Annotated in this window: 27 protein-coding genes; 21 read left to right on the top strand and 6 right to left on the bottom strand. The window is 61.2% G+C overall.

Annotated features, from left to right (window positions below; all coding sequences use genetic code 11):
* The first annotated feature begins 124 nt into the window (after positions 1–124).
* From KJQ12_RS00785 to mutY, 11 genes are all read left to right on the top strand, one after another.
* Positions 125–784: a 5-formyltetrahydrofolate cyclo-ligase gene (locus KJQ12_RS00785; protein WP_213483078.1), complete on the top strand. Its 660-nt coding sequence runs from the start codon at positions 125–127 to the stop codon at positions 782–784.
* Positions 753–1,244, top strand: coding sequence for a cyclic pyranopterin monophosphate synthase MoaC (gene moaC, locus KJQ12_RS00790; protein ID WP_213483079.1), 492 nt, complete (start codon positions 753–755; stop codon positions 1,242–1,244). Before KJQ12_RS00785 ends, moaC begins: the two co-directional genes overlap by 32 nt.
* Before the next feature lie 76 nt (positions 1,245–1,320).
* Positions 1,321–1,812, top strand: coding sequence for a MogA/MoaB family molybdenum cofactor biosynthesis protein (locus tag KJQ12_RS00795; RefSeq protein ID WP_015253538.1), 492 nt, complete (start codon positions 1,321–1,323; stop codon positions 1,810–1,812).
* A gap of 14 nt (positions 1,813–1,826) precedes the next feature.
* Positions 1,827–2,834, top strand: coding sequence for a molybdopterin-binding protein (locus tag KJQ12_RS00800; RefSeq protein ID WP_213483080.1), 1,008 nt, complete (start codon positions 1,827–1,829; stop codon positions 2,832–2,834).
* Between the two features lie 102 nt (positions 2,835–2,936).
* Positions 2,937–3,173 (top strand): twin-arginine translocase TatA/TatE family subunit, encoded by a 237-nt coding sequence (locus KJQ12_RS00805; protein WP_213483081.1) that lies wholly within the window; start codon positions 2,937–2,939, stop codon positions 3,171–3,173.
* A gap of 66 nt (positions 3,174–3,239) precedes the next feature.
* A complete protein-coding gene (gene tatC, locus KJQ12_RS00810) occupies positions 3,240–4,043 on the top strand; it encodes a twin-arginine translocase subunit TatC (protein ID WP_213483082.1) in 804 nt (267 codons plus the stop codon).
* A gap of 140 nt (positions 4,044–4,183) precedes the next feature.
* A complete protein-coding gene (groES, locus tag KJQ12_RS00815; protein ID WP_015253542.1) occupies positions 4,184–4,465 on the top strand; it encodes a co-chaperone GroES in 282 nt (93 codons plus the stop codon).
* A gap of 137 nt (positions 4,466–4,602) precedes the next feature.
* A complete protein-coding gene (gene groL / locus KJQ12_RS00820; protein WP_015253543.1) occupies positions 4,603–6,219 on the top strand; it encodes a chaperonin GroEL in 1,617 nt (538 codons plus the stop codon).
* A gap of 157 nt (positions 6,220–6,376) precedes the next feature.
* Positions 6,377–6,766, top strand: a complete 390-nt coding sequence (gene acpS / locus KJQ12_RS00825; RefSeq protein ID WP_213483083.1) for a holo-ACP synthase — start codon at positions 6,377–6,379, stop codon at positions 6,764–6,766.
* Between the two features lie 43 nt (positions 6,767–6,809).
* On the top strand, positions 6,810–7,748 hold the full coding sequence (locus KJQ12_RS00830) for an AraC family transcriptional regulator (RefSeq protein ID WP_213483084.1): 939 nt from the start codon (positions 6,810–6,812) through the stop codon (positions 7,746–7,748).
* On the top strand, positions 7,729–9,105 hold the full coding sequence (gene mutY, locus KJQ12_RS00835; protein WP_213483085.1) for an A/G-specific adenine glycosylase: 1,377 nt from the start codon (positions 7,729–7,731) through the stop codon (positions 9,103–9,105). The genes KJQ12_RS00830 and mutY overlap by 20 nt, the downstream gene beginning before the upstream one ends.
* 384 nt (positions 9,106–9,489) lie before the next feature.
* On the opposite strand, the gene KJQ12_RS00840 is transcribed toward mutY, so the two are convergent.
* Both KJQ12_RS00840 and ylbJ read right to left on the bottom strand, forming a co-directional pair.
* Positions 9,490–10,284, bottom strand: a complete 795-nt coding sequence (locus KJQ12_RS00840; protein ID WP_213483086.1) for an NAD kinase — start codon at positions 10,282–10,284, stop codon at positions 9,490–9,492.
* Positions 10,285–10,364: 80 nt separating this feature from the next.
* On the bottom strand, positions 10,365–11,414 hold the full coding sequence (ylbJ, locus tag KJQ12_RS00845; RefSeq protein ID WP_213483101.1) for a sporulation integral membrane protein YlbJ: 1,050 nt from the start codon (positions 11,412–11,414) through the stop codon (positions 10,365–10,367).
* Positions 11,415–11,606: 192 nt separating this feature from the next.
* Between ylbJ and KJQ12_RS00850 the strand changes: the two genes are divergently transcribed.
* Both KJQ12_RS00850 and KJQ12_RS00855 read left to right on the top strand, forming a co-directional pair.
* Positions 11,607–12,008, top strand: coding sequence for a globin domain-containing protein (locus tag KJQ12_RS00850; RefSeq protein ID WP_213483087.1), 402 nt, complete (start codon positions 11,607–11,609; stop codon positions 12,006–12,008).
* The gene (locus KJQ12_RS00855) at positions 12,005–12,706 is read left to right on the top strand and encodes a DUF2225 domain-containing protein (RefSeq protein ID WP_213483088.1); all 702 of its coding nucleotides are present in this window, start codon (positions 12,005–12,007) and stop codon (positions 12,704–12,706) included. Before KJQ12_RS00850 ends, KJQ12_RS00855 begins: the two co-directional genes overlap by 4 nt.
* 69 nt (positions 12,707–12,775) lie before the next feature.
* Here the strand turns inward: KJQ12_RS00855 and KJQ12_RS00860 are convergent, their stop codons facing one another.
* On the bottom strand, positions 12,776–13,012 hold the full coding sequence (locus tag KJQ12_RS00860; RefSeq protein WP_213483089.1) for a hypothetical protein: 237 nt from the start codon (positions 13,010–13,012) through the stop codon (positions 12,776–12,778).
* Positions 13,009–13,269, bottom strand: coding sequence for a YycC family protein (locus KJQ12_RS00865; protein ID WP_213483090.1), 261 nt, complete (start codon positions 13,267–13,269; stop codon positions 13,009–13,011). Before KJQ12_RS00865 ends, KJQ12_RS00860 begins: the two co-directional genes overlap by 4 nt.
* A 113-nt stretch (positions 13,270–13,382) precedes the next feature.
* Here KJQ12_RS00865 and KJQ12_RS00870 point away from each other — a divergent pair, with 113 nt between their 5' ends.
* Positions 13,383–15,170 carry a M3 family oligoendopeptidase gene (locus KJQ12_RS00870; protein ID WP_213483091.1) on the top strand — a complete coding sequence of 596 codons (1,788 nt, stop codon included), beginning with the start codon at positions 13,383–13,385 and terminating at the stop codon, positions 15,168–15,170.
* Here the strand turns inward: KJQ12_RS00870 and KJQ12_RS00875 are convergent.
* Positions 15,133–15,615, bottom strand: a complete 483-nt coding sequence (locus tag KJQ12_RS00875; protein WP_213483092.1) for a DNA glycosylase AlkZ-like family protein — start codon at positions 15,613–15,615, stop codon at positions 15,133–15,135. The genes KJQ12_RS00870 and KJQ12_RS00875 overlap by 38 nt on opposite strands.
* A gap of 73 nt (positions 15,616–15,688) precedes the next feature.
* On the opposite strand from KJQ12_RS00875, the gene KJQ12_RS00880 reads away from it, so the two are divergent.
* Genes KJQ12_RS00880 through ndk form a run of 4 tightly spaced genes read left to right on the top strand, consistent with a single transcriptional unit; the run spans position 15,689 to position 18,618 of the window.
* Entirely contained in the window at positions 15,689–16,345 is a 657-nt protein-coding gene (locus KJQ12_RS00880) for a helix-turn-helix transcriptional regulator (protein ID WP_213483093.1), read from the top strand.
* Positions 16,346–16,362: 17 nt separating this feature from the next.
* Positions 16,363–17,190 (top strand): pyruvate, water dikinase regulatory protein, encoded by an 828-nt coding sequence (locus tag KJQ12_RS00885; RefSeq protein ID WP_213483102.1) that lies wholly within the window; start codon positions 16,363–16,365, stop codon positions 17,188–17,190.
* 10 nt (positions 17,191–17,200) lie between these two features.
* Positions 17,201–18,163 (top strand): class II fructose-bisphosphatase, encoded by a 963-nt coding sequence (gene glpX / locus KJQ12_RS00890; RefSeq protein ID WP_213483094.1) that lies wholly within the window; start codon positions 17,201–17,203, stop codon positions 18,161–18,163.
* Positions 18,164–18,219: 56 nt separating this feature from the next.
* On the top strand, positions 18,220–18,618 hold the full coding sequence (ndk, locus tag KJQ12_RS00895) for a nucleoside-diphosphate kinase (RefSeq protein ID WP_213483095.1): 399 nt from the start codon (positions 18,220–18,222) through the stop codon (positions 18,616–18,618).
* A gap of 45 nt (positions 18,619–18,663) precedes the next feature.
* Here ndk and KJQ12_RS00900 read toward each other — a convergent pair whose 3' ends face one another.
* Entirely contained in the window at positions 18,664–19,662 is a 999-nt protein-coding gene (locus tag KJQ12_RS00900; protein WP_213483096.1) for a LacI family DNA-binding transcriptional regulator, read from the bottom strand.
* Between the two features lie 225 nt (positions 19,663–19,887).
* Here KJQ12_RS00900 and KJQ12_RS00905 point away from each other — a divergent pair, with 225 nt between their 5' ends.
* The 3 genes from KJQ12_RS00905 to KJQ12_RS00915 are packed head-to-tail and all read left to right on the top strand — an operon-like array spanning position 19,888 to position 23,040.
* A complete protein-coding gene (locus KJQ12_RS00905; protein ID WP_015253564.1) occupies positions 19,888–21,270 on the top strand; it encodes an ABC transporter substrate-binding protein in 1,383 nt (460 codons plus the stop codon).
* Positions 21,271–21,328: 58 nt separating this feature from the next.
* Complete coding sequence (locus KJQ12_RS00910; RefSeq protein ID WP_213483097.1) at positions 21,329–22,210, top strand: carbohydrate ABC transporter permease; 882 nt, start codon at positions 21,329–21,331, stop codon at positions 22,208–22,210.
* Positions 22,207–23,040 (top strand): carbohydrate ABC transporter permease, encoded by an 834-nt coding sequence (locus KJQ12_RS00915; RefSeq protein WP_213483098.1) that lies wholly within the window; start codon positions 22,207–22,209, stop codon positions 23,038–23,040. The genes KJQ12_RS00910 and KJQ12_RS00915 overlap by 4 nt, the downstream gene beginning before the upstream one ends.
* Positions 23,041–23,104 lie beyond the last annotated feature (64 nt).

A 23,104-nucleotide genomic window follows, 5' to 3' on the forward strand; every position in this document is an offset into this window, starting at 1 on the left:
GGCCGGAAAATATACGCATAGTATCCGCCGCGCGGCGGGTTTCATGCGCGCCGCACCATTGGCGAATTGCGCGGCGGAATGGTAAACTGATGACAGGATTACCGCAAGATGACGGGAAAGGCGGATGTCTTTCGTGAAATACGGCAGCCGGCATGCCGGCAAGGCGACGCTGCGTCGGGAAATGGCCGCGCTGCGGGACCGCATCCCGGACCCCGAGCGGAAGCTGCGGTCCGAACGGGCCTGCCGCCATGCCGCGGAGTGGCTCCGGGAGCGGGGTGCGGACTGCTTCCTCGCCTATGCCTCGTTCCGCTCGGAGCTGGACACGCGGCCGCTTCTCGAGTGGGGCTGGCGCAGCGGACTGGCTGTCCTGCTCCCCGTCTGCAACACGGCGGACCGGTCGCTCGAACTGTACCGGGTGCGAAGCTTCGATGAACTGAAGCGGGGCGCTTACGGCGTGCCGGAACCGGATCCGGCGCAAGCGGAGCGATGGCAGGATGCGCGGAGCATCGGAGCCGTCTTCGTCCCGGGGCTTGCCTTCGCGCCGGACGGAAGCAGGCTCGGCTACGGCGGCGGCTATTACGACCGGTTCGCCGGGCGGATGCGCGCCTCGGGCGGCGCGGCGCGATGGATGGGACTGGCCTTCGGGGTGCAGATCGTGCCCGAAGTGCCGGTCGAACCGCACGACGCCCGGCTGGACGGTTACATAACGGAAGACGGCGTCTACAGGGTGCCGAGGCGGGGAGGATGTTCGGATGGCGGACGGGAAGCTGACGCATTTCAATGAGCAGGGCCGGGCGCGGATGGTCGATGTGACGGACAAGGACGTGACGGCGCGGGCGGCCGTGGCCGAGACGATCGTCAGGATGCGCCCGGAGACGCTGGAGGCGATCCGTTCCGGCCGGGTCGGCAAAGGCGACGTGCTGGCCGTCGCGCAGGTGGCGGGCATCATGGCGGCGAAGCGGACGGCCGAATGGATTCCGATGTGCCACCCGCTGCCGCTGACCGGCATTGATATTCAATTCCGCGAAGCCGGGAACGACCGGCTGATTATTGAAGCAACCGTGAAGACGACCGGCAAGACCGGCGTCGAGATGGAGGCGCTCACCGCCGTATCGGCGGCGGCGCTGACCGTCTACGACATGTGCAAGGCGATGCAGAAAGACATGGAGATCGGCCCGACGCGGCTCCTCCGCAAGACGGGAGGCAAAAGCGGCGATTACGCAAGACCGTCCGAACAGGCGTGAAGATCCGCGGGGCTGATGGATTGCGGATGTCGGATTTTCTTTGCTGTCGGTTTTTCCTTACAGGAGGGGGAAACGGATGCGTTGGAAGGTTGCGATTCTGACGGCGAGCGACAAGGGGGCCGCGGGAGAGCGGGAAGACACGAGCGCACAAGTGATCCGCGAATTGATGGAAGAAGAAATCGGCGGCGAAATCGTCGAATACCGCGTCGTGCCGGATGACCAGGATGAGATAACGGCGGCGCTGATTGAAATCACCGAGTACTACCGTCCGGATCTGATCGTGACGACGGGCGGCACGGGACTCGGGCCGCGCGATGTGACGCCGGAAGCGACGGAGCGCGTCATCGAGCGGAAGGTCCCGGGCCTTGCGGAAGCGATGCGGATCGGGGCGATGCACAAGACCCGCGCGGCGATGCTCTCGCGCGGCATCGCCGGCATCCGCGGCCGCACGCTGATCATCAATCTGCCGGGCAGCCCGAAGGGCGTCCAGGAGAGTCTGATGGCGATCATCGACCAGCTGCCGCACGCGCTGGCGATTCTGACCGGACGGGAAACGGAACATGTGTGAAGCGGAGGCGGAGCATGAAGACGAGACTGCGCGAAGTGCCGGTCGAGGAAGCCGTGGGCCTGGCGCTTGCCCACGATCTGACGCAGATCATACCCGGGCAGTTCAAGGGCCGCCTCTTCCGAAAAGGGCACGTGGTCACCGAGGAAGACATTCCGAAGCTGCTGGACATCGGCAAGGCGCACATCTACGTGCTGGAGCTCGGCGAAGGCGATCTCCATGAAGACGATGCCGCGCTGCGGCTGGCCTCGGCGCTTGCCGGCGACGGGATTTCGTTCGGCGAACCGAGCGAGGGCAAGGTGACGCTGAAGGCCGAGCGGCGCGGCCTTGCCGTCCTTGACGAGGCGTTCGTGCGCAGCGTGAACCGGATCGGCGACATCGTGCTCGCGACGGTCCGGCGCGACCAGGTGCTGCAGCCCGGCGGCGCGATCGCGGCGGTGCGCGCCATCCCGCTCATCGTGCCGGAGCGGAAGATCGCCGAAGCCGAGGCGCTGGCCGCGGATTGGCGGGCGCGGCACGGGAGCGCGCCGCTCGCCGTGCGGCCGCTCCGCTCCGTACGCGCCGGTCTGCTCGTGACCGGAGGCGAAGTGTACAGCGGCCGGATCAAGGACAAGTTCGGCCCGGCCGTCCGCGCCAAGCTGGAGGCACTCGGCTCCACGGTCGCCGAGCAGCGCTTCGCGCCGGACGATCGACAAAGAATTGTCACGGAGATTCACTATTTGCTGGGACGCGGGTATGATATGATATTGGTAACCGGGGGCATGTCCGTCGACCCGGACGATCGGACGCCCGGGGCAATCCGGGAAGCCGGAGCGGACATCGTCAGTTACGGGACTCCGATGCTTCCGGGTTCCATGCTGCTTGTCGGGTATTTCGGAAATGTCCCGATCCTCGGATTGCCCGGCTGCGTCATGCACGATCCGTACACATCGTTCGACGTCCTGCTGCCGCGCATTCTCGCCGGAGACCGGATCACGCGGGAAGAGATCGCCGGCATGGGCTACGGGGGATTGCTTCACGGATAAGCCGGCACCGCATCGAAGGCGCCGGGACATGCGAACATTCAGCCCGGCCGATTCCGCCTGGAGAAGCGGATGGACGCGGCTTGAAGGAGGGATGACAGACCAATGGTCAGTGGTATTGGAGTGACGGGGTTCATCCTGCTCATCATCGTCGCGTTGCTGCTCTTCGGTCCGAGCAAGCTGCCCGAGCTCGGCAGAGCGTTCGGACGAACGCTGCGCGAGTTCAAGCAGGGCGCGCGCGAGATCGTGGACGACATCGAGCGCGATGAGAGCAAAGGCCGCCTGGAAGCGGGGCGCCCGGAGAATCAGGATTCAGCGGACAAGAAGCGGCTTCCGGAATAACCGGAATACGCTTTTTTTATGGAAGATGATGCGGATTTGAATGGGCCCGAAGGAGGAGGACAGGCATTGGCGGATCACGGCGTTCGGCCCGCGGGCGGACCTTACGTTCCCAAACCGGACGAAGAGAAACAGATGAATCTGCTTGAGCATATCGGCGAACTCCGGCGCAGGCTGATTTACGTGCTGGCGGCGCTGTTCATCGGACTTGTCCTGGGACTGCTTGCCGCCGAACCGGTTTACGACTATTTGATGAGTGTCGAGCCGGCCAGCAAACTGACCGAACTGCATGCGTTCTCGCTGTGGGACGGCATCGGCATGTACATGAAAATCGCTTTCGTGGTCGCGCTGCTGATCGTGCTGCCGTTCGCGTTCTATCAACTGTGGGCGTTCGTCAGCCCCGGCCTCAAGGCCCGCGAGCGGAGAGCGGCGCTCGGCTATGTGCCGCTGGCATTCGTCATGCTGGCGGTCGGGCTGGCGTTTTCCTATTTCGTTGTCTTTCCGCTGGCCTTCGATTTCACCACCCATGTCTCGCGAAGTCTCGGTCTGGAGGAGACCTACGGGATCGCGCAATATTTTTCGTTCATGTTCAACATCATCGTGCCGATCTCGCTGCTCTTCGAACTGCCGATTCTCGTCATGTTTCTGACGCGGATCGGCATTCTGAACCCCGCGCGGCTGCGCAAAATGCGCCGGTACGCTTATTTCGGGCTCATTTTCGTCGGCGTGCTCGTGACGCCGCCGGATTTCATCTCGGACATGCTTGTCGCGTTGCCGTTGATCTTGCTTTATGAATTCAGCGTCTACATGGCATCGTCCGTCCATCGCAGAATGCAGCGCCGGGAAGGGCGTCTGAAGGAAGACGAAAACTGAAATTTTTTGCGGTCCCGACGTCGGATCTCCCCTTGCATTGGAATATCAACTTGAGTATTATAAGAGTTGGTTGTTAGCACTTGAGCAGGTCGAGTGCTAACCTGCAGCATATCTTTCATGACGAAGGAGGCTCATTTTACATGATCAAACCTTTGGGTGACCGCGTACTGGTCGAACCGATCGCAAAAGAAGAAACGACTGCAAGCGGCATCGTTCTGCCCGACACGGCGAAAGAAAAGCCGCAAGAGGGCAAAGTCATCGCCGTCGGCAAAGGCGCTTACAAAGACGGCGTGCTTGTCGCTCCCGAAGTGAAAGTCGGGGACCGCGTGCTGTTCTCGAAGTACGCCGGCACGGAAATCAAATATGAAGGCAAAGATTATCTGATTATGAGAGAAAGCGACATCCACGCGATCTTCGAATAATCCGGATCGCCTGGATTCCCATGCATGGGCCGCTTCGCGGCCGCATATCCAGCGGATTTCGATCCGCTGTCCGGATGCGCACAGCATCGTACATCCGCAAGTCGATACTGAACGGTTCAAGGAGGTAATTACGCATTATGGCCAAAGACATCATTTTCGGTGAAGACGCCCGCCGCGCGATGCTCCGCGGTGTGGACGCGCTCGCCAATGCCGTGAAAGTGACGCTGGGTCCGAAGGGCCGCAACGTCGTGCTCGAGAAGAAATTCGGCAGCCCGCTCATCACGAATGACGGCGTCTCGATCGCCAAAGAAATCGAGCTCGAAGATCCGTTCGAGAACATGGGCGCCCAACTGGTGAAAGAAGTTGCCACGAAGACGAACGACGTTGCCGGCGACGGCACGACGACGGCTACCGTTCTGGCCCAGGCGATGATCCGCGAAGGTCTGAAGAACGTAACGGCCGGCGCGAACCCGATGGTCATCCGCCGCGGCATCGAAAGAGCGGTCAAGACGGCCGTTGAAGAGCTGAAGAAGATCGCGAAGCCGATCGAAGGCCGTCAATCGATCGCGCAAGTTGCGGCCATCTCCGCAGCCGACGAAGAGCTCGGCCAGCTGATCGCGGACGCCATGGAGAAAGTGGGCAACGACGGCGTTGTTACGGTTGAAGAGTCGAAAGGCATCCAGACGGAACTGGAAGTCGTCGAAGGCATGCAGTTCGACCGCGGCTATACGTCCGCTTACATGGTGACGGACACGGACAAGATGGAAGCCGTGCTCGACAACCCGTATATCCTGATCACCGACAAGAAGATCTCGAGCATCCAGGAAATTCTGCCGATCCTCGAGAAAGTGGTCCAAACGAGCAAACCGCTGCTCATCATCGCGGAAGACGTCGAAGGCGAAGCGCAAGCAACGCTCGTCGTCAACAAGCTGCGCGGCACGTTCACCTGCGTTGCGGTCAAGGCGCCGGGCTTCGGCGACCGCCGCAAGGCGATGCTGGGTGACATCGCGGCGCTGACGGGCGGCCAAGTCATCACGGAAGAACTCGGCCTCGACCTGAAATCGGCGACGCTGGATCAACTCGGCAGCGCGCGTCAAGTCCGCGTATCGAAGGAAAACACGATCATCGTGGACGGCGCGGGCGACAAGAAGGACATCGACGCTCGCATCGCGCAAATCAAAGCCCAACTCGAAGAAACGACGTCCGACTTCGACCGCGAAAAACTGCAAGAGCGCCTCGCGAAGCTGTCCGGCGGCGTAGCCGTCATCAAGGTCGGCGCGGCTACGGAGACGGAGCTGAAAGAGCGCAAGCTGCGCATCGAAGACGCGCTGAACTCCACGCGCGCTGCGGTTGAAGAGGGCATCGTGTCCGGCGGCGGCACGGCGCTGATCAACGTGTACAACGCGGTTGCCGCACTGAAAGCCGAAGGCGACGAGCAGACGGGCATCAACATCGTGCTGCGCGCGCTCGAAGAGCCGGTGCGCACGATCGCGGCGAATGCGGGCAAGGAAGGCTCCGTCATCGTTGAACGGCTGAAGAAAGAGCCGGTGGGCATCGGTTACAACGCGGCTACGGACGAGTTCGTCAACATGTTCGAAGCCGGCATCGTCGACCCGGCGAAAGTTACCCGTTCCGCGCTGCAAAACGCGGCTTCGGTTGCGGCCATGTTCCTGACGACCGAAGCGGTCATCGCCGACAAGCCGGAGAAAGAGAAAGCAGCTCCGGGCGGCATGCCGAACATGGACATGATGTGATCGGCATAGTCTCAAGCCGACAATCAGAAGGCCTCTCCTCGCGGGGAGGCCTTCGCTTTTTTATGCTTTTCGGGGACGTTTTGGCTTGACACAAGAACTGCTATAATAGAGTGAAATATTTCAACCGCGGCGCGATGAAGGAGTGGAGGCGGCTTACGTGATCATCGGCATCGGACATGATCTGGTGGAGATCGCGCGGATCGAGCGGATTCTGCAGGGGCATACGGCGGAAATGTTCATCCGGCGCATTCTGACGGAAGAGGAAATCGCGCTGGCGCCGGCCGGAGGCAAGCGGCTGGCGGAATACGCGGCCGGACGGTTCGCGGTGAAAGAAGCGGTGTCGAAGGCGCTTGGCTGCGGCATCGGGGCGGCGGTCCGTTTTATCGATATCCATGTGCTGCCCGACCGGCTGGGAAAACCGACCTGCACCCTGTCCGCCCGGGCGTGGGAACGGCTCGGACTGGACCCGACGGCGACCCGCATCCATGTGACGATCACCCACGAACGCGGTTTCGCATCGGCGTTCGCCGTCGCCGAACGCAGATGAACAATCGGAAGCATCAGACAATCCTGAAATTCTGGGAGCGACTATGGAACGAATTTATCGGATCATCCTGGAGCAGCATCTGAGAAGACTGAACGCAGAAGTGACGTTGGCCGCATGGAGTTCCTTCGCTCCCGGTTTCAGCCTGGGGCATTCGCGGCCTCACGGCTTCCGGCTCGTCTATGTCAGCAAAGGCACGGGCTGGATTGAAGTGAACGGAAAGCGATACGGCACCAGACCGGGCTGCCTGTCCCTGCTGCCCGCCGGAATCGAGCAGTCGTGCGGCGTGGCGGGGCCAGAGCCGGTCGAAGCCTATTGGGTCCAATTTGACGCCAATCTCGGCGATGCCGAGTTGATCGATATGCTGAAGCTGCCCGTCTGCGTCGACATGTCCGGGCACTCCGACATCATCCGGCTGTTCGAAGCGATGGTCGATGCTTACAACGACCGGTCCATCACAAGCGTGCTGCGCTCGAAAGCCGCGTTGTACGAGGCGCTTGCCTGCTTCCTCGAACAGTGCCAGGTGGATGAGGGAGCGTTCGGCAACATCGATGATTACGTCAAGCTGGGGAAGGTGCTGGACTACATCGACCAGCATCTGGCGGAGAATCTGACGCTCGAAGAACTGGCGAAAATCGCTTATCTGCATCCGAACTATTTCATCAGCCTGTTCAAAAATTTGATCGGCTACCCGCCCATCCAGTACGTCAACATGCAGCGGCTGGAGAAGGTCAAGAAGCTGCTGGAAGAGACCGATATCCACATTGCCGATATCGCCGCTTCCGTCGGGATGCGGAATCATTATCTGTCCCGTCTGTTCAAGCAGCACACGGGCATTTCGCCGACGCGCTACCGCAAGCTCTACGGCGAACGGAAGGCGATGGCGGACCGGGCCGCCGCGAAGGGCGGGCGGATTTCGGAAGTTCAGGCCGCGGCGGCTGACGCCGGCACAGGGGGAAGCGGATATGAGCAGGGAGAAGACTGAAGCGGCTGCCGCTTTTTTCGCCGCGGAGCTGCTGAACTGGTACGATGCGAACAAGCGCGATCTGCCGTGGCGGCGGGATCGGGACCCCTACCGCATCTGGGTATCGGAAGTGATGCTGCAGCAGACGCGGGTCGATACGGTGATTCCGTATTATGAACGGTTTATGGAGCGCTTCCCGACGGTGCGGCATTTGGCGGAAGCGCCGGAGGAAGAGGTGCTGAAATGCTGGGAAGGCCTCGGCTACTATTCGCGGGCGCGCAATCTGCAGGCGGGCGCGCGGCAGGTGGTCGAGCTGTACGGCGGCGTCGTGCCGGACGACAAGGCGGCGATCTCGTCGCTGAAGGGGATCGGCCCCTACACGGCAGGCGCGATTCTGAGCATTGCCTATAACAAGCCGGAACCGGCCGTGGACGGCAATGTGATGCGGGTGATGTCGCGGTATTTCCTATTGGAGGACGACATCGCGAAGCCGTCCGCCCGGACGAAGATCGAGCGGCTGGCGGCGTCGATCATTCCCGAAGGGCGGGCCGGTGATTTCAATCAGGCCGTCATGGAACTCGGCGCGCTGGTCTGCACGCCGAAGTCGCCGGGCTGCCTGCTCTGCCCGGTGCTCGCGCAATGCGCCGGCCGGGCCGCCGGACGGGAGCGGGAGCTTCCCGCGAAATCGAAGGCGAAGCCGCCGCGCCCCGAGCTCCGGCTTGCCGCCCTCGTCGAGGGGCGGGGCGAGCACGCGGGCAAGGTGCTCGTCCGGCGGCGGCCGGACAGCGGGCTGCTCGCCCGCATGTGGGAGCTGCCGCATGTGCTGGCGCCGGATGAGGCGGCGCGGTCCCGCGGGCGGGCGGCGGGCGCGGCGGCCTTTGCGGCGGATGCGAGGGTCTTGGCGAGCGCGACGATTTTGGCGGACGCGAAGGCGGCCGGTGTGCCCGAGGCGCCGGCGGTTGCGGACGCGGATGATTCGGCAGCGTCTGCGGGTGCCGTGGCAGCCGGAACGTCGATGGCGGGGACTGCAGGGGACGGCCGCTTCGACGCGCTGAGCCGCGGGCTCGCGGAGGAAGCGGGGCTACTCGTCCGCCCCGTACGGCTCTGGTCGGAAGAGGAGCATGTATTCAGCCATATCCGGTGGAAAGTGGACGTATATCTCGCCGAATTCGGATTTTTCCTCGCAGGCGGGCGGGAAGCTGCAGCCGGCGCTGCCGGCGGCATGGCCGCCGAACCCGGCGCCTCTTACGGCGGACCGTCGGATGCGGACGATCTGCCGGAAGGCTGGCTGTGGATCGGTCCCGAAGATATGGCGTCTCTTGCGTTTCCGAACGTTTTTCTCCGGATATTGAATGACTATTTTGCGCGACAGGCATGAAAACAGCCGGGTGAGCCCCGGCTGTTGCTGTTGATAATTGCACCATATCAGACGCTCACGCGAGCGCTCGGGATCTGGTGCAGAAATCAGATCGGCCCAAACTTCGCGCGAGCGTTCGAATCTGGTGCAGAAATGCACCAGATCAGCCCAAACTTCGCGCGAGCGTTCGAATCTGGTGCAGAAATGCACCAGATCGGCCCAACCCCCGCGCGAGCGTTCGAATCTGGTGCAAAAATGCACCAGATCAGCCCAAACTTCGCGCGAACGCTCGAATCTGGTGCAAAAATGCACCAGATCGGCCCAACCCCCGCGCGAGCTGCCCGGATCTGGTGCAGAAATGCACCAGATCGGCCCAACCCCCGCGCGAGCGCCCGATCATGCCGCTCACGGCTCGACGAGGAAGGCGTCGCGCACCCTTCTCCAGAACGGAAACGGCCGGTACCGGGCGAAGCAGATCTTCTTGTCCGACACGGTGCACCGCAGCGAGCGGATGTCGTTCCGTTCGATGGTGATGTGGTCGACGACGAGCGCCAGCCGCTGCGACTCCTTCGCGGAGACGATGTCGCAATGATGGTGCTTCGGCAGGACGACGGACGAACCGAGCGTCCGGTAGACCCGGTTGTTGATCGACGCGATCTCGGCGATCTGCAGCGATTCGATCGACGGGTGGATGACCGCGCCGCCGAGGCTTTTGTTGTAGGCTGTGCTGCCGGACGGGGTCGACACGACGATGCCGTCGCCGCGGAACATCTCGAACAGCTCGTCGTTGATGTGGATGCTCGCGACCAGCGTGCCCTCGACGCCTTTGAGCGTGAATTCGTTCAACGCCAGGTACCGGTCGCTGCCGTCGGGCGTATTCGACACGACTTCGATCAGCGGATAGCGGACGTACTGCGGCTTGTCTTCCGCCATTTTCATAACCAGCGTGTCCAGCTCATGGGCCTGCCAGTCGGCATAGAAGCCGAGATGGCCGGTATGCACGCCGATGAAACTGACCTGGTCGAGCAGGTGGACGTATTTGTGGAACGCCTCCAGCAACGTGCCGTCGCCGCCGATCGAGATGACGATGTCCGGCTGGTGTTCGTCCGGCGTGAACCCCTGGGCCGCGGCCAATGTATGGAACCGCTCGGACAATTGCTGCGAATGGTCGTCGCCCCGGTCTATAACGACGTATCTCAACGGACAGTCTCCTTCCGCATCATTCTCCCTCGATCATAGCGAAAAATGACGCGATAGACAAACATGCCCGCTTCATCCGTTCAAGGTCCGAGCACCCCCCACAGCAGATAGACGAGCGCGAAGCTGATGATGCCGTGCGCCGCTCTGGCCGCAAGGAACGGCGGATAGCGGATATCCGTCGCGCCGATGACGCTGGCGATCTGCGCATGCACGGACAGCCCGGCCCAGGACAGCACCCACGCCGCGGCGGCCGCCCGATGCAGCAGCGTCGCGTCCGGTTCTCCGGCCGCTTTCGCGCCCAGCGTCACTTCGAACAGCCCGTTCGCGAATGCGGCGGACATTTGCGGCGGCAGTCCGGCCGCATGCAGGAACGACTGCAGTACGCCGATGAGCAGATCGAGGACATTCGCCCGGGTGAGCAGTTCCATTACGACGGAGAAAAAAACGACCAGACCGCCCACCACGATGTTCAGCCGAAGCGCCGAGCCGATCGCATCCTGCAGCAGCCGGCCGAACGGGCGGCCGTCGGCCGTCCGGGCTTCATGCATGGCGGTGAGCGCGGCGGGCAGCAGCCGCGCGCCGTCCTTCGCGGCGGCGCGGGTGACCGGTTCCCGCCGTCTGTACTGGCGGAAGATCAGCCCGATGATGAGGGCGCCGCCGTAGTGCGCGGCCGCCAGCAACGGCGCCAGGGCGGCCTGGTGAAAGAAGCCGACCGAGACGGCGCCGATGAGGAAGATCGGGTCGGACGTCGTCACGAAAGCGACGAGCCGCTCGCCCTCCGTCCGGCTGATCTGTCCCTGTTCCCGCAGCCTGGACGTCAGCCGGGCGCCGACGGGGTAGCCGGAGATCAGTCCCATCGTGACGACGAAGCCCGCGATGCCGGGCAGCCGAAAGACGGGGCGCATCAGCGGATCGAGCAGCGTGCCGAAGAAATGGACGACGCCGAAACCGAGCATAAGCTCGGCCATGACGAAGAACGGGAACAATGCAGGGAACAGAACGTCCCACCAGACGGCGATGCCGCGCAACGACGCGCTCAGCGAAGCGGCGGGATGCGCCGCCATCAGCGCGGCCAGCAGCAGACAGCCTAATGCGGCGAGCGGAGCCGGCCGCACCAGGAACCGAACCATTCGCGCCACTCCGCTTCCCTCCCGCAAGTGGACTCCTTCTCATAGATATGCTTGTCTGCCGCCGAACATCCCCACAGAAACGACGCCGGGCATCGACGGGCCATCCGGCCTGTCGATATCCCGCCCAAAGTATGGTATAATGCTGACTGTACTACTGAAGTGTTGACATCTTGGCGTTTGGAGTGAAACACAATGCTGCGTGAATACGGCACCCTGTATGACGCGATCGGCGGAGCGCCGGTTCTGCGCCGCATTGTCGAGACTTTCTATCCGAAGGTCCAGGCGCATCCGCTGCTTGGACCGCTGTTCCCGGAAGACATCCGGCCTGTCATGGAGAAACAGTTCATGTTCCTCAGCCAGTTCTTCGGCGGACCGCCGTTGTATTCGGAAGCCTACGGGCACCCGATGATGCGCGCCCGGCATCTGCCGTTTCCGATTACGCGCGAACGGGCGGACGCATGGCTCGATTGCATGCGCCGCGCTCTTGAAGAAGTCGGGCTTGCGCCGGAGCTCAGGGCAATGATGCTGGAGCGGTTGTCCGGTCCGGCCTATCATTTTGTGAATACGGTCGAACAAGGAGAGGCTGAGTCATGATCGATCCTTTATTCCAGGTGAAAGTCCAGTGTCCGTGCTGCGAGAACACCTTCTCCAGCTCCCGCGTCCGTCCGGGTTTCCGGAAGGCGACCCGCACCGATTCGGACTTCTGCAGCCACTATCGGGACGAAGTCAATCCGGATTTCTACGTCGTGCGCGTGTGCCCGAACTGTGGTTACGCATCCACCGAGAATTCGCTGCAGGAACTTGCGCCCAAACAGAAGGAATTGTACAAGAACCGCATCGGCAAAAGCTGGGTGCGTCGCGATTACGGCGGACAGCGGACATGGGAAGAGGCGCTCGACTGCTACAAGCTGGCGCTGCTCTGCGCGCAGACGGTGGGAGACAAGGATCGCGTCATCGCCGGTCTTCTTCATCATATCGCCTGGATGTATCGGCTGCGGGATAACCAGGAGCAGGAGCGCAGGTTCCTGCGCTATGCGCTCGAAGCGTACATCCGCGTGTACGAACTGGAAGGCGTGAACATCAACAACGCGCGGCTGATGTATCTGATCGGCGAGCTTTACCGCCGGCTGGACGAGCCCTATGAGGCGGTGAGATGGTTCGCCCGCGTCGTCAACGACAAGCGGATCATGGACGCCGGCATGATCAAGGCTTCGCGGGAAGCGTGGCAGAATATCCGCCAGGAGATGTTGGAGAAGAAGATGGAATTGCCGGATGAGGTCGAGCTGCTGTAGGAGAGAACGAAAGCCGATCGATCCCGCATGGGCGGGGTGATCGGCTTTGTTGCATTTGTCCGGGCGGTTTCATTTTCCGCGCAGCACGGTGTCGGTCAGCAGGTAATCCGGATCGGCGTCGATGACGGTCACTTTGTTGCGGCAGCAGGGGAACACGAGCAGTCTCCGGCGTCCCGTGCGGATGTCGTCCAGCTCTTCCGGGCGGATCGGCAGAATGACGTTGCCGGTCTTGCAGAACGGGCACTCCTGCACATAGAGGTCGCCCATGATCCGATCATACGGCCAGGTGCGTTCGAACGGGATCATCGCGATTCGTCCCCTCCGGGCTTGTCCGAAGCTTCGGAGTTCCGTCCGGCAGGAGGTCCGCTCTTCGGATCTTCCGTCCTGTCGCTTGCCTGTCCCCGGTCATTTTCCTGGTTTTGCGCCTGCTCCTTCGCGGCCATCTCGGCCAGCTTCTGCAGCAGAATGTGGCGAGGCATATGCATCAGATGCTCGAGCGGCACGCCAAGATACTTGGACAGTTTGATTGCGGTGTCGGGAGAGATGGGCAGCGGTCCGGGCATCGGATGTCCTCCTTCAGCGGGCTGAGGCCGCCGGTCGTGGTATAATTAAGGTTATACTACAACGTCAGCGGCGGCAAATCAATGCGCGGGTTGGGAAAGGAGCGTGTCACGGTATGGAAAAAACAGAAATGCGTTGGAGTCTGGAGAATTTTTATCCCGGCGGGGCCGAATCCGGGGCGTTCGCGGCGGAGCTGGAAGGCCTTCAGCGGGATATTGAAGCGTTCGAACGTTCGCTTCGCGATGCGGAGGATGCGCCGGTGACCGCGGACCGGCTTGAGCAGTGGACGCAGGCTGCGCAATCGATTCTGGCGCGCCTCAGGGAAGCGGAATCGTTCACGGCCTGCCTGACGGCGGCCGACGTGAACGACCGCCGGGCCGCCGCATTGGATGACAGGGTGAAGAACCTGGCTGCGGCTTATCAGGCGGCGCTGACGCTCTATGACCGCGTGCTGGGCGCGGCCGATGAGGAGACGTGGAACGGCTGGCTGTCATCCGGAACCGGTCCCGGAGCGGCGGCATTCTATGTGGCCGAGCGGCGGGAGCGGGCGAAGGAGAAGCTGCCGCCCGAGCAGGAGGCGCTCGCCGGCGATCTGGCGGTGAACGGCTACCACGGATGGGGCGAGCTGTATCATACAGTCGTCGGGCGGACCCGTTTTCGGGCGGCGGATGAGACGGGAGAGACGAAGACTTATTCGGCGGGGCAGATGCAGAATCTGCTCTCGCACGGCGACCGCGGCGTGCGCCGGGCGGCATTCGAAGCCTGGGAAGCGGAATGGGGGCGCCAGGCCGACCTGTGCGCCGAGGCGTTGAACCGGATCGCGGGCTTCCGGCTCAAACTGTACTTCCGGCGCGGCTGGAACAGCGTGCTGAAAGAACCGCTCGACATGAACCGGATGCGGCGCGAGACGCTGGAAGCGATGTGGGCGGCGGTCGACGAGAGCCGGCCGGCGCTGGTCCGGTATCTGAACCGCAAGGCGGGGCTGCTCGGAGTGGAGCGCCTCGACTGGCACGACGTCGAAGCGCCGATCGGCGCATCCGCGCGGACCGTGCCGTATGGGGAAGCGGCCGTTTTCATCGTCGACCGGTTCCGGCAGTTCAGCCCGGACATGGCCGCTCTGGCGGAACGGGCGTTCCGCGAGCGATGGATCGAGGCGGAAGACTGCGGCGGCAAGCGCCCCGGCGGCTTCTGCACATCGTTCCCGATCGCCGGCGAGACGCGCATCTTCATGACGTATTCGGGTACGGCGTCCAACGTCTCGACGCTCGCGCACGAACTCGGCCATGCTTACCATCAGCATGTCATGAACGATCTGCCGCCGTTCGCGCAAGAGTACGCGATGAACGTCGCCGAGACGGCGTCGACGTTCGCCGAATGGATCGTGTCCGATTCGGCGGTGCAGGCGGCGTCCGATCCAGCGGAGAAGCTGGCGCTGCTCGATGACCAGCTGCAGCGTGCCGTAGCGTTCTTCATGAACATCCGCGCGCGGTTCCTGTTCGAGACGCGTTTCTATGAGCGGCGCAGGGAAGGCCTGCTGTCCGCGGACGAACTGTGCGCCTTGATGGAAGAAGCGCAGCGGGAAGCGTATGCCGGCGCGCTCGGCGTGTGGCATCCGCATTTCTGGGCGTCGAAGCTGCATTTCTATCTGACGGATGTGCCGTTCTACAATTTCCCGTACACGTTCGGCTTCCTGTTCAGCAGCGGCATCTATGCGCGGGCGGCGGCGGAAGGGCCGGCGTTCGCGAACCGGTACGCCGCGCTGCTGCGCGACACCGGCAGCATGACCGTCGAGGATCTGGCCTGGAAGCATCTCGGTGTCCGGCTGGACGACATGGCCTTCTGGCGCGAAGCTGCGGCCGTCCCGCTCAAGGACATCGACACGTTCCTGGCGCTTGCGGAGTGAGCTGCGGCCCGCTCATGAGACTATCATTCGCATAAGCGAAGAAACTTCTTCTCAATTGGTCGAAAACCGGCCGAAGCGCTGATTTGGAAGAAGTTTTTTCGCTTATTTTTTTAAAATCGGGCATTTCGGCTTCCAGATATCCTTGCACCCGAAGCCGGTGCAGCATCGGGCCGACGGTGCGTTTGGACAGGCCAGTCCACTCGGCGGCATCGTCCGGCGTGAACGGACGCCCGTGGCGCATGGCGCGGCGGATCAGCTCCCGCTGCCAATCTCCACACCTCCGCTTGAAAAAAAGAAAACACCGCCCAGCCCGTTGTCGGGTATGGACGGTGTGCTTCACCAGATTCATCGTAGCAAAGCTGGCAGCAAAAGGCAAGTGGCGGGGCAGCCCGGCTGACAGCAAGCGAGGGGAGATACAGTCTCGGCGAGAGTTGGCAAGATCCATCAAGATATATTGTATCATATTTCATAATGTGATAATCTATTTCACGGAAATATGATGTTATAAAAAGGTTGTGTTGGCCATCGAACTGACCGCGAGACAATCGGAGATCGTGCGGCTTGTGGAGCTGCATGCGCCGATCACGGGCGAGCAGCTCGCCGGCATGCTGGGCGTCAGCCGGCCTACGCTCCGCTCCGATCTGGCGCTGCTCGTCATGCTCGGCCTGATCGACGCGAAGCCGAAGGTCGGCTACTTCCCGGGCCCGGCCCGGACCGCCCGGACCGCCTCGCAAGGGCTGGCCGGCTGTAAAGTGAAAGATGTCATGGCCGTTCCGGTCAGCGTCGGCGAGCACAGCTCGGTGCACGACGCTGTGGTCGCGCTGTTCACCGAGAACGTCGAGGAACTGATCGTCGTCGACCGCGAGCAGCGGTTCACGGGCATCGTAACGGCCAAAGATTTGCTGAAAGTGACGGTCGGCGGAGCCGACGCCTCGGCGCTTCCGGTCAGCCTCGTCATGACCCGGGTGCCGAACGTCGTGACCGTATCGCCGGAGGATGACGCGGCCGAAGCGCTGCGTCTGATGTTCGCCCATGAGCTTGACTGCCTTCCGGTGGTCCGCGAACGGAACGGGGTGCGCGAAGCGGCCGGCCGCGTGACGGTCCGGCACATCGCCGGCCTGCTCGCCGGAAGCCTGCAGCCGCCGGCGCCGCATGAAGGAGGCAGAAGTTGGTGACGGAACCGGAGAACGAGATGAACCCGAAGATCATTTACATTTGTTCGGACGGCGTCGGCGAGACGGCGGAGGCGGTGGCGAAAGCGACGATCCGCCAGTTTGACGGCGGCAGCGTGCGGCTGAAACGGTGCGCCCCGATCAAGGATGAGGATGAGATCGTCCGCATCACGGAGGAAGCGGCACGGACGGGCGGATTCATCGCCTTTACGCTGGTGCAGCCCGAGCTGCGCGAGATGATGCGCGAGGAAGCGGGCAGGCGCGGCGTCCGCGCGGTGGACGTGCTCGGGCCGATGATGCAGGCGTACATCGACACGTTCAACGGATCGCCGCGGAGCGAACCGGGACTGCTGCATACGCTCGACGAGGATTATTTCAAGCGGATCGAGGCGGTGGAGTTCGCAATCCGGTTCGACGACGGCAAAGATTTCCGCGGCCTGCTCCAGGCCGAAGTCATCCTGATCGGCGTGTCGCGCACGTCGAAAACGCCGCTCAGCGTCTACCTGGCGCACAAAGGCATCCGCACGGCGAACCTGCCGCTCGTGCCGGAAGTCCGGCCGCCCGCGGAACTGGTCGAGAATCCGGCCGGCGCACTGATCGTCGGCCTCATGATGGAGCCGGAGAGGCTCGCCGGCATCCGCGGCTCACGGCTTCGCGAACTGGGCTTGCCCGGCGGCGTGTCCTACGCGTCGATTGAACGGATTCGCGAAGAACTCGCGTATGCCCGGTCGATCATGGAGGAAATCGGCTGCCCCGTCATCGACGTCACCCATCGCTCCATCGAGGAAACGGCGGCCATCATTGTCAGGATGATGCATGAAGCGCAGGAAAAACGGCAAAACCGTTAGGAGGAAGGGCATGGAAAGGGAACTCGCGCTGGAACTTGTCCGCGTGACCGAGCTTGCGGCGCTGTCCGCCGCCCCGTGGATGGGGCGGGGCGACAAGAATGCGGCGGACGGCGCGGCGACGGAAGCGATGCGGCGCATGTTCGACTCCGTCGCGATCCGGGGTACGGTCGTCATCGGCGAGGGCGAGATGGATGAGGCGCCGATGCTCTATATCGGCGAGAAGCTCGGCGACGGCACCGGGCCGGAAGTCGACATCGCGGTCGATCCGCTCGAAGGGACGGAGATCGTCGCGAAAGGACTGAACAACGCCATGTCCGTCCTGGCGGTGGCGGGTAAAGGGCAGCTCTTGCACGCGCCGGACATGTACATGGAGAAACTCGCGGTCGGCCCCGCGCTCGCCGGCAAGCTCAGCCTGCGGGATCCGGTGCGCACGACGGTGGAGAAAGCGGCGCTTGCGCTGGGCAAGCCGCTGTCCGATCTCACCGTCATGATGCTGGATCGCCAGCGGCACGCCGCGCTGGTCGAAGAACTCCGGGATGCCGGCGTCCGGATCAAGTTTCTGTCCGACGGCGATGTCGCCGGGGCGATCGCGCCCTGTTTTCCCGAGACCGGGATCGACCTGTACATCGGTTCGGGCGGCGCGCCGGAAGGCGTGCTCGCCGCAGCGGCGATCAAATGTCTCGGCGGCGAGCTGCAGGGCCGGTTGATGATCGGGGATGATGCGCAATATGAACGCTGCGTCGCGATGGGGCTTGACGACCCGCGCCGGATTCTCGGAATGAACGACATGGTGGGCGACGGGGATGTCATTTTTGCCGCCACGGGTGTGACGCCCGGCGAATTTCTCGGCGGGGTCCGGTATCTGGAAGGCGGCCGCGCCGAGACGCATTCGATGGTCATGCGCGGGAAGACGCAGACCATCCGGTTCATCCGGTCGCTGCACATGCTCAAGAACAAGCCGCTGCTCAGATGAACGGGATGCCGGGCATCCTTAAGCAAACGACCACAGCATAGGAGTGGGAATACGGCATGGAACGGACATTCGTCATGGTGAAGCCGGACGGTTTCAGGAGAGGACTCGTCGGCGAGATCGTCAGCCGGCTCGAACGGAAAGGGCTGACACTACGGGAAGCGCGGGTGCTCACCCTGACGCGGGAGCTTGCGGAGGAGCACTATCGGGAGCATCGGGACAAAAAGTTTTTCGGCGAACTGGTCGACTTCATCACGTCCGGCCCCGTATTCGCGAGCGTGTGGGAAGGTCCCGATTCGGTCGCGGTGGCGCGGCGCGTCATCGGCAGCACGAACCCGGCCGAGGCCGCGCCCGGCACGATCCGCGGCGACTTCGGCCTCACCGTGGACAGCAACATCGTGCACGGTTCGGATTCGCCGGCCAGCGCGGAGCGGGAGATCGGCCTGTTCTTCGGATGAAAAGACTCAAACAGCAGCGGCAGCCGCAAGGCTGCCGCTTTGTTTTCAGATTCGCCGATGGTTGGAGCTTTTGCGCGTCATAAGCGTCGGTTCCAGCTGGATGCTGACAATGTCGGGCGAAAGTTTTTCTTCAATGCGGTTGATCAGCAGTTCCAGCGAGGTGGACACCATGTCTTCGATCGGCTGATGGATGCTGGAGATGCCCATGATCTTTGACAAATACGTATCGTCGAAGCCGATCACGCTGATATCTTCCGGAACTTTCAGCCCGCGTTCCTCAATCAGTTTGATGCATTCCAGGGCGACGATGTCGTTTTCGGTGAACACACAGGTGAAAGGGAACGTCTCGAACTGCCGGAAGTGCCGTTCGATACCTTGACGCACGAGAAAATTGTCGTTGGACGTCTGTTCGAGTTCAAATACCCGGACATCCGAAACGGGAAGCTGATGCTCATACAACACACTGGCGAAACCGAGATACTTCTCGTCATCGGATTTCCCGATATAGGCGAAGGAGGTATGGCCGGCTTTGATGAAACTTGCGGCCGCCAATTTCCCGGCTTTCATGTGATCGATGGCCACGCTGTCCAGCGAGCTTACCGTCTGCGTGATGGACACGACGGGGATGGGCAGCTTGCTGAGCCGTTCCAGATTGTAGCTTCCGGTGGGAACGATGATGCATCCGTCGATTTGCCTGGTGAGGAAGTTCTGGATGTTCTCCCACTCCAGGATCGGGTTGTGCTTGGAATTGTGCAGAATGATGTTGTAGCCCAGCTTCCGCGCCTTGTCCTCCAGATGGTCGACCAGCTCGACGAAATAGGGATTGTACATTTCGGACACGCTGACCCCGATCAGCTTCGACTGATTGCGCTTCAACGTTTGGGCGGTCTGATTCGGCACGTATCCGACCTCTTCAATCACCTTCAAAACCCTCGCCGCCAGTTCCTCATTAACGTCGGGGTTTCCGTTGATGACGCGCGAGACCGTCGCCTGCGACACATTGGCCAGACGGGCGATCTCCTTCATCGTGATTCTTTTCTTCACGTCGGCCTCCAAGACCCTGTATTGTTCCGTTCCGAATGGTTAAAACTATCATAGCATATTAATTTCATTCTATCATAAGAATACGATTTCCGAAGATAAAAATCAATTTAATCAGTAAATTATTTTATTGTTGACAGCGATTACAGCGTCTTATATGATTACTTTCAGAATACGTATTCTCAATTTATTCTGGTTTTTTTCTCACTAATTCTCACGGAGGGGCGTATGAAAAAGAAACTCGTGTTGCTCGTCGGTCTGATTGCCTTGGTGCTGCTTGCGGGATGCAGCGGCGGGGGGAACGGCAAGAAGGACACCATCGTAGTCTGGACGCAAGCGTCCGCGGACACGCCGGAGGGGAAAATGTTTGCCGATCGCGTGGCGAAATACAATGAACTGCATCCGGACAAACCGAAGGTCGAGATTCAGAACATTACGCGGGCCGGTGCCGGCTCCGGTTACATCGACAAATTGAACGCCGCCATTACCGCCGGCGACATGCCCGACATCTTCACGCTGGACGGTCCGGACGTGGCCGCCTACGCGGACGCGGGGGTCATCGGCGAAGTGGGCTCCTATCTGAGCGAAGGATTTGCCGAAGGATTTACCGCTTCGATCCTGGAGCAAGGCACGGTTGACGGCAAGCTGTATGCGCTCGGCTATTCGGATTCGGCCGTCGTCGTGATGTACAACGAAGACATGATCAATGCCCTGCCGGATGACATCAAAGCCAAAATTCCGGCTCCCGATGAAGACTGGACCTGGGATGAGCTGCTGGAACTGGCCCGCGACATCGATCAATACGCCTCGGAGAGCAACGATCCGGCCTTTGAAAAGTACGCGGTTGCCTTGAGCACGCTGCTGACGGATGTGGCAAGCGGCGTGTATGAGACCGGCACGTATTATTTCACGCCGCTCGTCTGGTCGAACGGTTCGAACATTGTGGCCGACGACGGCTTGACGGTTGACGGGGTGCTGAACGGCCCCGAGACGCTGGAAGCGATGACGAAATATGCCCGGCTGTTCGCGGGGGATCGTCCGCTGGCCAGCGCGGCGGAGCCCGAGAAGGCCTTCCATTCCGGACAGGCTGCCATGGCTGTCGCAGGCTTCTGGTACGTCAACGAGCTCACGGGCAATTACCCCGATCTGAAATTCAGATCGCTCCGCTATCCGAAAATGAACGGGGAATTTGACGGTCTCTATACGCCGTCGGGCAGCTGGGCCTTCGTCAGAAGCGCGAACATCCCCGAGGAGCGCATTCCGCAGGTCGTCGAAGTGATGGAATGGCTGACCAATGATGAAGCTTCGCGGGAATATTTCACGAAGAACGGCTCCATTCCGACCCGGATCAACGCCATCGATGTGATCGACACCAATACGGACAACCCGTATTTCAACGAAGCATGGAAAGTGATGCAATATCAGGTCCAGCATACGAACAAGGCGCGTCCGGTTTCCGTGGGGTATCCGTACCTGTCCGAGACATTCGCGAAGGACGTCCTGCTCAAAATCGCCCAAAACAAGACAACCGATGAAGCAACCATCCAGACCTACCTGAACGACGCGGTCAAGAAGATCGATCAGGAATTTGCGAAGTACAAAAAAGGATAACCCGGAATTGGCGAGGTTCCATCCTCGCCACTATCTTTGACGGGGGTGAAAAGGGCAAATGTTCAAGCAGTACAAATGGCAGGAAGTCGTCACGGCCTATGCGTTCCTTCTCATGGCGCTGCTTCTGGCCGTGTTGTTCATCGTACTGCCGATCGGCAAGGCGATCAACTACAGCTTTACGGACTATTACCTGCTGAAGCCGCATGAGCGGCAATTCATCGGACTCGACAATTACCAGCGGATCTTCACCGACGACCTGTTTCGCAAGACCTTCCTCAACACGGTCAAGTTCGTCGTGTTCGTGGTGCCGATTCAGTTGACGATGGCGCTGGTGCTGGCGCTCATCGTGAACAGGAAAGTCAAGGGCGTCGGGTTTTTTCGCACCGCGTATTTCTCCCCGGCCGTGCTGTCGCTTGTCGTCATCTCCATTTTGTGGACGGTGCTGCTGAATCCCGATTCGGGGCTGATCAACGAGGTGCTGACGGCGTTGGGGCTGTCTCCCCAGCCTTTCCTGACCAGCAGCTCGCAAGCGATGTACACCATCGTCATGATTTCGGCGTGGTCGGGCTGCGGCTATCAGATGATGATTTTCCTTGCGGGGCTCTCGAACATTGATTCCAGCCAATATGAGGCGGCGGAACTGGACGGCTGCGGCTCGCTGCGCAAGTTCCGGTACATCACGCTGCCGGGCCTGAAGCCGATTACGATGTTCCTCGTCATCACCACGACCATCCAGGCGTTCAAGCTCATCGTGCAGCCCATGGTCATGACGGGAGGCGGCCCGGATTACGCCACGATGACGATTCTGCAGTACATCTACGAATACGGCTATCGCCACCGCAACATCGGGTATGCGAGTGCGATCACGGTGGTATTCACTGTTTTCCTCATCGTCGTTTCCGTCCTCATCAAGAAGCTCTTTCGGGAGGAAAAAGCGTGAAGGTCATCAGGAAAACGGCTTTTTATATCGTCGCCTCTCTCATCGCGCTTCAATTTCTCGTTCCCATGGTGTGGATGATCCTGTCGTCTTTCAAAATCGACAGCGTCATCTACCGGGACATCTCGACCATCTATGCCGTGGTTCCGAGATTCGGGGATCTGACTCTGAAATCCTATCAGGAACTGTTGTCCATGTACAATGTGTTCCGGAATGTGCTCAACAGCCTGATATACGCGTCCGTTACGGTGCTGGCGGGCCTGACCGTCAATTCGCTGGCGGGCTACGCGCTGGCTAGGTTTCATTTTCCGTTCAAGAACGCCATATTGTTGTTTATCATCGCGCTCATGATTGTGCCCGTCGAGGCCATTATTCTGCCGCTCTATCTGGTCGTGCATGAACTCGGGATGATCAATACGCTTGCCGGCTACCTGATCCCGTTCTTCGTCAATGTCATGAACATCTTCCTGTTCAGACAGCACTTCCTGTCCTTCCCGGAGGAGCTCATCGAGGCGGCCAAGGTGGACGGCCTGACGGAATTCGGGAGCTACTGGAGAATCGTCGTTCCGGCCAGCCTCCCCATGTTTGTGTCCGTCGGGATTTTGACCTTCATCGGTTCCTGGAACGACTTTCTGTGGCCGGTCATGGCGATCACAAAATCGGATCTCATGCCCGTGCAGGTGGCGCTCAACGCGATTTTCAGCGACACGTACAACATTTTCACAAGCCACATGATGGCGGCGCTGACCATTGTGACGATTCCCATCATCGTGTTGTACGCCCTCTTTCAGAGACATATCATCGAAGGCGCAGTACGGAGCGGCATCAAGTAAGTCTTGCTGATGCTAGACTGAATAGTGGACACCGAGAATCGAGAATGCGACAATAAATTCAGCA

It is taken from the genome of Thermobacillus xylanilyticus, from assembly GCF_907165215.1.
GTDB classification, from domain to species: domain Bacteria; phylum Bacillota; class Bacilli; order Paenibacillales; family Paenibacillaceae; genus Thermobacillus; species Thermobacillus xylanilyticus.

What these genes read in the sequence shown, in the direction of transcription:
- KJQ12_RS00785 (WP_213483078.1), top strand. Translation starts at nt 125, where the DNA reads ATGTCTTTCGTGAAATACGGCAGCCGGCATGCCGGCAAGGCGACGCTG.
- moaC (WP_213483079.1), top strand. Translation starts at nt 753, where the DNA reads ATGGCGGACGGGAAGCTGACGCATTTCAATGAGCAGGGCCGGGCGCGG.
- KJQ12_RS00795 (WP_015253538.1), top strand. Translation starts at nt 1,321, where the DNA reads ATGCGTTGGAAGGTTGCGATTCTGACGGCGAGCGACAAGGGGGCCGCG.
- KJQ12_RS00800 (WP_213483080.1), top strand. Translation starts at nt 1,827, where the DNA reads ATGAAGACGAGACTGCGCGAAGTGCCGGTCGAGGAAGCCGTGGGCCTG.
- KJQ12_RS00805 (WP_213483081.1), top strand. Translation starts at nt 2,937, where the DNA reads ATGGTCAGTGGTATTGGAGTGACGGGGTTCATCCTGCTCATCATCGTC.
- groES (WP_015253542.1), top strand. Translation starts at nt 4,184, where the DNA reads ATGATCAAACCTTTGGGTGACCGCGTACTGGTCGAACCGATCGCAAAA.
- groL (WP_015253543.1), top strand. Translation starts at nt 4,603, where the DNA reads ATGGCCAAAGACATCATTTTCGGTGAAGACGCCCGCCGCGCGATGCTC.
- KJQ12_RS00830 (WP_213483084.1), top strand. Translation starts at nt 6,810, where the DNA reads ATGGAACGAATTTATCGGATCATCCTGGAGCAGCATCTGAGAAGACTG.
- mutY (WP_213483085.1), top strand. Translation starts at nt 7,729, where the DNA reads ATGAGCAGGGAGAAGACTGAAGCGGCTGCCGCTTTTTTCGCCGCGGAG.
- ylbJ (WP_213483101.1), bottom strand. Translation starts at nt 11,414, where the DNA reads ATGGTTCGGTTCCTGGTGCGGCCGGCTCCGCTCGCCGCATTAGGCTGT.
- KJQ12_RS00850 (WP_213483087.1), top strand. Translation starts at nt 11,607, where the DNA reads ATGCTGCGTGAATACGGCACCCTGTATGACGCGATCGGCGGAGCGCCG.
- KJQ12_RS00855 (WP_213483088.1), top strand. Translation starts at nt 12,005, where the DNA reads ATGATCGATCCTTTATTCCAGGTGAAAGTCCAGTGTCCGTGCTGCGAG.
- KJQ12_RS00860 (WP_213483089.1), bottom strand. Translation starts at nt 13,012, where the DNA reads ATGATCCCGTTCGAACGCACCTGGCCGTATGATCGGATCATGGGCGAC.
- KJQ12_RS00865 (WP_213483090.1), bottom strand. Translation starts at nt 13,269, where the DNA reads ATGCCCGGACCGCTGCCCATCTCTCCCGACACCGCAATCAAACTGTCC.
- KJQ12_RS00870 (WP_213483091.1), top strand. Translation starts at nt 13,383, where the DNA reads ATGGAAAAAACAGAAATGCGTTGGAGTCTGGAGAATTTTTATCCCGGC.
- KJQ12_RS00875 (WP_213483092.1), bottom strand. Translation starts at nt 15,615, where the DNA reads ATGGATCTTGCCAACTCTCGCCGAGACTGTATCTCCCCTCGCTTGCTG.
- KJQ12_RS00885 (WP_213483102.1), top strand. Translation starts at nt 16,363, where the DNA reads ATGAACCCGAAGATCATTTACATTTGTTCGGACGGCGTCGGCGAGACG.
- glpX (WP_213483094.1), top strand. Translation starts at nt 17,201, where the DNA reads ATGGAAAGGGAACTCGCGCTGGAACTTGTCCGCGTGACCGAGCTTGCG.
- ndk (WP_213483095.1), top strand. Translation starts at nt 18,220, where the DNA reads ATGGAACGGACATTCGTCATGGTGAAGCCGGACGGTTTCAGGAGAGGA.
- KJQ12_RS00905 (WP_015253564.1), top strand. Translation starts at nt 19,888, where the DNA reads ATGAAAAAGAAACTCGTGTTGCTCGTCGGTCTGATTGCCTTGGTGCTG.
- KJQ12_RS00910 (WP_213483097.1), top strand. Translation starts at nt 21,329, where the DNA reads ATGTTCAAGCAGTACAAATGGCAGGAAGTCGTCACGGCCTATGCGTTC.